Raw genomic sequence first — 7,233 nt, forward strand, 5'->3', positions numbered from 1 at the left:
ACACAAATAGAATATTGTATACAATATTCTATTTGTGTTAATTCTCATGTAATTTGTGAAGCTTAAGCAGTGGTGATTAATTTATGCCATAGTGTGATTAGTCTGGTGAACTGAATTAAACAGTGCCAATTATTGGCACCATTTACCTTGCTTTTGAGCAATTAGTAATAAGTGTGCTGCGCTCCATGAAAAGTTAGGCGCTCCTTGTTGCTCACCATTAAGCGGATTATAATTCTCACGTATTGGCGCATTAGAAAGCAAACCATTGGCATGATTTAATAGCTTTTCACTTAATTGCTGAGCTTGTTTGCAATAACCGTAATGACTCATACCTACTAACCCAAAGTAAGCTTGATCAAGCCATACTCGTCCACGCCAATAAATATCCGCACCGAAAGCCGGATTAGTCAGCGCAGCACTGCCAAGCGGAACGTAAGTATTAAACTCATTATTATCAAGCATTGTTTTTACCACATCACTTGCCTGTTCAATACTCGCTACTTGATTAAACAACGGTGACCACCCTTCAGGACCTTTGCCTCTTTTTACTAAAGTCCTCCCAGCGCAACCATTCGCTAAGGGGGTATCTGCTATTTCAATGTCGTAGTAGAAGCCTGTATTTTTATCAAACATGCACCGATTGATATAATCCCTTAACTGAGCGGCTTGCCTTAAAAAGTAACTTGCTTGGTGCGGTAACTTAAGCTGCTTCGCTATTTTACTTAAATAACGGTTATCAGCAGCCATATAAGAGGCTTGATCCACAGATTCTTGCAATAATGAATACCCAACTAGTGTACCTGTCTCATTACGATTTTCTGCAAAACCAACGTGCCAGTCACCACGAATCCCGCCGTTTTTTATATAACGATTTAACTGTTGATTATTTATAAAACCAAACACAGCAGCATCATCACGACCAGATTCCCAAGATGCGGCTGTTTGTGCCGGAACTTTAATTTCTAAGGTTGCTTCATCGCTTAGGTAAGTCCTATAGTTTTTTAAGCCACTTCTTGTTCGCCAACCTGCCGAGGTTTTTACTTTAAATAATAACTTGCCGTCACGAGTATTATGAGCTTTATCAACAGTGGCACCATACTCTGGCACACCGTTTTTATTATGATCACGATTGCGTAGCCACCATTCACGATAAGCAACTAGTTTAGGGTATATGTGCGCGAGCCACTGAGTATCGCCTGTATTTTCAAACACCTGCCACACAGCCCAAGCTGCCAAGCTTGGCTTAGTATTACGCTCATTCCAATTTGTGCCGTCCCCACCGCGTTTTGCACTAAAATTATAGGCCACTAAGTCAGGTATAAATCCAGCATCCCATGGCCTGACAGCATCGTTTGGCGTTATTTGATGCTCAAACACAGCATTCAAATTTTGTTTAGCAAGCTCTGGATTAAATGTTACCAGTGCATATGCCTGCTTGTAGCTATCCCAAGGCCAAGTTTGATTACCTGAAAACCAGCGACCGGTCACGGCTGGACTAACGGTATCAAAACCTACTGCACCAGCTTTACTGCGCCAATTTCCAATTAACGTTTCAACACTTTTTACTGCAAGTTTTTGTAGAGCTGGTTGCTTGTTACTAATTGGCTGTGTGGCTTTATTTATATACTCTTGCCAACGTAATTTACTAAGTGATAAATGATGTTCGGGTTGCTTTAAAATTTTATCAATAACCTCTTTTTCACGTACCGCTTCTTGATTATTTAATAAATATGAATAGCTTGTGTAGAATGTACGATTGTTTTTTATGTGCGTTGTGCTTGAGTAACTTAGGTCGTCATGACGTGTTCTAACCGCTAACGTTTTTTTAAGCAATAACTGTGAGCTCCCCGAAGTGAGTATGTGTCCATGCGCCCTTACTTTGCCAAAACTAATCGCAATACTATTGTTGGTGACTTGCCATTGGGGATTTAATTCCGGATAAACCACAAATGGCGAACGCCCCTCTCTTTCAGTGCCATTGTTATCAAGTAAATGGTTTATAAGCTGTCCTGCAAAATGTAATGTAATAGGCTCTGTGGTTTTGATCTGTGTTTTAACTAATGAAGTGCGATTTGTCACAAATCGCAAAGTAAGTATTATGTTTACCCCGTCACCGCTTAGCTCTTGCACTAACGCGCCGGGTAAGCTGTAAGCCCGCATTGCTAGTTTCACTTTATTGGCCACGTCAATTTTCTGGCCTTTATAAACAGTCAGCTTTTCTAGATAAGGCGCTATAAAATTTAAATACTCCTCAGTAACAATAGCAGGCCCGGTGAACGCACCGACGTTTTCATCTGTTGGTAGCAAATGTCCATGCCACGCGCCTAGATCAAAAAGAGGGCTAAAACGTTGGTGGCCGCCTTGCTCAAAGTCCTGCATATAATATGGGCTTCCGGTTCTATCTATTAAGTTTTTATAATCAACCACCTCACTAGCAGCAGCCTCACAATGACTGATTAAAAGCACGGTGATTAAAATAAACAGGTTTTTAAAAATCATTTATTTAACCCTTTTGTATCGCGCTAATAAATAAAAACCAAATCCGGTAACTAGTGCAATGCCTGCAAATAATAGCCACATGATTTCGGGGGATTTTATCTCTTTGACTAGGTAACCATAACTCCACCCAGACAAAAATCCAGCAAATAAAAAGCCTAATGCCATAGATACAAAGTAATAACCCATAAACATAGCAGCACTGCCTGTTGGAGCTATGCTCGCTACATACTCTTGGCTTTTTGGAGAGGTGAGCATTTCACCAAAAGCAATTAATAATATAACCGTTACCACTACTAAACCGCCCAATTGGCTTAGTAATACCCCCGCGCTCATTAATAACAACACTAAAAAAGCACCTGCTGTGACAATTAAACCGCTTATTAGGACAGATATAACTTTAAAATGCTGGCATTTAACACTTACTATTATTTGTAACAGAACAATAGCTGCAAAATCTAAATTAATCAGGTATTCAGGGTTTACCTGTCGGTATTTAAGCCACTGCTGCGCCAATTGCATACTTTGCTCAGCCGAAAAGCTAGAAGCACTGGCTTGTTTAAAAAATAGCGCTATTTCAGCAACAGGAACATTGACTTTTAAGTGGACTAAGTCTAGACGCACTGCCTCTAAATTTATCTCTTTGACTGGTGTTAGACTTTGAGTAGCAGCCAGTGTTTGCAGTTTGTTACTTAAAGCTTGAATATCAACATAAGCAAAAAAATCCACTGCTGATTGACCAAAGTAACTCAAGAGTGCAACTAAATCTTGAGTATCAATATAGTCACGTATAAACAGAGGTAGAGTATAAAAAAGTTGGTTATATACCGTCCAAAACCCCGTTAATATTGCTAAATATAGTGCAAAACTACGATTGCTAACCCTCACCGGTTGTAGATACCATTTAGACGCTTTTTGCACGCTTACGCACTTATCCCATAACCAGTTCGCAGCTAACCAAATCGTAATTAGTGAAAAAGCTTGAGTGTATGTTAACCAGCTAACTCCCCCCGTCATTAAAATAATTACACTGGTAAACAGTAATAATGCGAAACGGCTGTTACCCAAAACATGTTGAGCTTGCTGTAAAACCGCTGCCGCACCTATGCTGCTACGTAGTTTACTGCTTGACTCACGGTAAAAAAGCAATGGAATAAAATTAATAACAATCCAAGATGCCGACATAATAAATACCGCATCCCAACTAATAGTCCTTAAATACCCAGCCACTAACGGGCCAATGAAGCCCCCCAAATTAACCATAGTGTAAAAAATACCAAAGCCTAATCCTCGGTTACTGTCGTTAGTATTTTGACTAATAGTGCCTACTACCACAGGTTTAAAGCAGGATGCACCAAAAGCGACTAACATTAAAATCATAAAGAACGAATTAAAATCAGTCACTTGACCTAAGAAGTAATAGCTTGGCGCCATCACAACAAATGAGCATGTAAACATTTTTTTATAGCCATAGCGATCGGCAAAAGCCCCAGTGATCACAGGTAATAAGTATAAAAAAAACGGAATTATCCCCTGTACGGCGCCTCGCTCTGCATCACTAAATCCGACCCCCCCTTGCTCAATGGGTGTGGTCATATACACCGACGATACTGCAAAAAAGCCATACCAAGCTAAACGCTCAAAAATTTCCATGGTATTAGCCAAGTAGAAACCTAACCCAAAGCTACGCCAAGTTTGTTTATTTTTGCCAGTTTCCTGCTGTGCTGCTGATTGTAATTGTTGGTTATTATTCATAGTTTACTTTTTCAATTAAACGCAGTATTTTATATTGCATACAATATACAAACAAAGCAACTATAATGACAAAAATTATATCTCTCACATTATTAACTTTACTACTCACTGCCTGTCAGCCCACGCCTAATACTAGTGCGAATAATAAACCTGATATCGGCAACATAAAAAGCGGCCCAAGTAAAATGCAAGCAAACATTACCGTCCAGGGCTATACCAGCACACTCAATAATATCGATATTGAGTTTTTAGGAAAAACAATTCCATATACATACAGCGATGGCAAAATAGGAAATAGTCGGGGCTACAACTGGTGGGTAAGTAAGCACTTTGCGCTAAAGAGTGATCTACCCAAAGAGAAGGTCACGCTATACTTAGAGCTACTTGAAATGGCATATCCACATTATGTTGCTTTATTTGGTATGGCTCCCCCAAATATTGAGCGCCAACGCATTGCAGTTGTTTATGGTAGTAGTCGCTCCCGTGTACGAGAAGCCATGCTTGATGATGGTTTTTTACGTGGCGTACATAAAACGGCCGGTGGTGAAACCATGTTTTATAACCGTGCCGGATATAATTTCCCCAGCCACCGTGAGCACCATCAGCGTTATATAGTTATTCACGAAACCATGCATGCTTTTCATATGGCATTAAACGGCCATTCAACGTGGGCACCTAATTGGATCACCGAAGGTTTAGCTGATTCGATTGCTCACCATGTTTATGATCCTAAGCAAAAACAACTCACCGTCATGGTATTTGATCGCGCCCCAATGAATTACATTGAAACCGGTTTAAAACAATATTACAGCGCAAATAAACCTACAATTGAAGAAATAAATGACGATCCAGCACTAAAACGTGGACTTAATTTTTTTATTATTCATTATCTTTTAAGCTCTCCTGAACGGGCACAGTACTTTGCTCACTTTATTGAAGAGCTCAGATTAGCGAACCCACACAGCGAAGCCACACTTTCAACAGCTAACTCACTGCTTAAAAGTACTTTTAAAAATTGGTCGGAAATAGAACAAGGTTTTGCTGATTTTGTAGAAAATATCCAGCCTAGTTTCCATATTGTATCAGGGCCTTGGGAGCAAGACGGTAATGCTTACTGGCTACGTAATACTCAATCAACGGCGTTATCACGATTAGATATTAATCCCCCCTCAGCTGCCAACCACCCAGTCATGGACTTTCCAGCGCCAAAGCCGAGTTCACTCATTGATGTAGCAAATAAAAACCAAGTGGCCGCGCTAATCGAGTTCGAATCTGCTCAATTACATCGAGGAAAAATTGGCATAGCACTACAAGGAAAGCGTAACCAAAAAAACCAAAAATATCGCCGTACTTTTGTTGGTGAAGAGCAGGCAAGTGATGATCAATTGCTGATGCTGCTTGTTGAAGATAGCAGCCACTTAATTATAAATGTACAAAACTACGATAACTTTAAAACAAAGCAAATAGCCCTGACACCTGAGATAAAAGATGCATTAATTGCAGATAAGAAACTTGCAATAAACTTAACGCTCGAGCAAGCACAGTTACGCGTTAACTTACACGCTCAACGTGGTAGTAAGAAAGTAACCCAGCAGTTTTCTATTCCCCTGAATAAGCAAATGATAGCAACACTTAACAGCGAAAAGATCAGCTTGTTAGGTCAAAATAACAATCATAAAATCACCCCGTACTTATTTAATCCTACCCCTTCTCGCTTGTTGCCTATCACAGCAGAGAATGCGCTTACAAACCCTTGGCTTTTTAAAAATTATGATCTACTAAACCGAGTTTTTAAAACCTGCCAGCAACACGAGGGGTTTATACCACAATGCGATCTTGAGTTGAGTAATATTTTAGCAAAATTACCCTCTATAGAGCTGCACGATGAAGTCAGTTCTGAACTAGAGGCCTTAGAAAGTCAATATATAGCCACATTAAATAATGCTGGTTTTAGTACACTTTCCGGGGTTAAATCTGATATTTATTATCACCAACAGAAGCCTTTTTTAAGAGTTGTCAATCCAACTGATTCCCCTTTAGAAATTACTGCACAAGTAACACTCATAGATAGCGCTGATAAGCCAAGCAAAACTCATCAGCTAAAACGCAACTTGACTTCAGGAACACATAATATCTCACTGCCAACAGAAATAAATGCTGATAAGATTACTATTGCGCAAACTCTCAAATGGAAGTCGTTAACGCACCAAACTACGCTCTCAAGGCGAGTAACCCCGTTTAATGGCGTTGAGTTCAATATAGTAAAAACGAAAGAGCATGAAGACCATTGGTTAGTAGCGTTTAATTTATCTGGGCCTTATTCTGGAGAAACAACTGGGGACATTATTCTAACCTCAACATTATTCGAGCAAGCCACCCCCGCAAAATCTCAACAGAAAAGTGTTGATATAGCACCTTATGAACAAAAAACATACACCTTCAAAGTAACAAAAACTGACAAACCACAACAGATTTCTGTAAAGGCCATTTTAAATGTTGATGGTGAGCCTATTCGTCTTATTCAAGAGCTAACTTTGTCCTAAGCTTAACAATAGGACAAAAGCCACTTTCGCAAGAAAGTGGCTTTTGCCTCCTCTTTAGATTACCATTGTTTAGTCCAGCGTTAACTGAGTTGATGTTGCTTTCTTTCTCTTGGTATTCAGCTACCTTTGGCCTAATTTAATTACCTTTCAATACACTCATCAATATTGAAGTTGTCAGCTTTGGCGACACTTTTGCAACGTAAGTACAATTGAATGTTTATTTATCAACTTTACATCCAAGTAGTTCAATTTATAGTTAGTTTAAATACCAGAAAAAAGCTAAAGGGGTGTTTTGACTTTGAAGAAATGAACCTTTGCAATTAAGTTTGGTGCGACAGCTCGTGGCATTTGGAATCTGTTGTTGTCTGAAAATATGCGTCGATATGAATACGATAAAACATTCCTGTTTTACAAAGATATGGCTTCTCTCCTCAAGGAA

Annotated in this window: 3 protein-coding genes; 1 reads left to right on the plus strand and 2 read right to left on the minus strand. The window is 39.5% G+C overall.

Features of this window, described 5'->3' with window-relative positions:
• Positions 1-129: 129 nt before the first annotated feature.
• Positions 130-2,499 carry an alpha-glucosidase gene (gene ygjK / locus BIZ38_RS21405; protein WP_187491263.1) on the minus strand — a complete coding sequence of 790 codons (2,370 nt, stop codon included), beginning with the start codon at positions 2,497-2,499 and terminating at the stop codon, positions 130-132.
• A complete protein-coding gene (locus BIZ38_RS21410) occupies positions 2,500-4,251 on the minus strand; it encodes an MFS transporter (RefSeq protein WP_187491264.1) in 1,752 nt (583 codons plus the stop codon). It lies immediately after the preceding gene.
• A gap of 65 nt (positions 4,252-4,316) precedes the next feature.
• On the opposite strand from BIZ38_RS21410, the gene BIZ38_RS21415 reads away from it, so the two are divergent.
• The gene (locus BIZ38_RS21415; protein WP_187491265.1) at positions 4,317-6,794 is read left to right on the plus strand and encodes a hypothetical protein; all 2,478 of its coding nucleotides are present in this window, start codon (positions 4,317-4,319) and stop codon (positions 6,792-6,794) included.
• Positions 6,795-7,233: the final 439 nt, after the last annotated feature.

Source organism: Pseudoalteromonas sp. BZK2, from assembly GCF_014349195.1.
Lineage (GTDB): Bacteria > Pseudomonadota > Gammaproteobacteria > Enterobacterales > Alteromonadaceae > Pseudoalteromonas > Pseudoalteromonas simplex.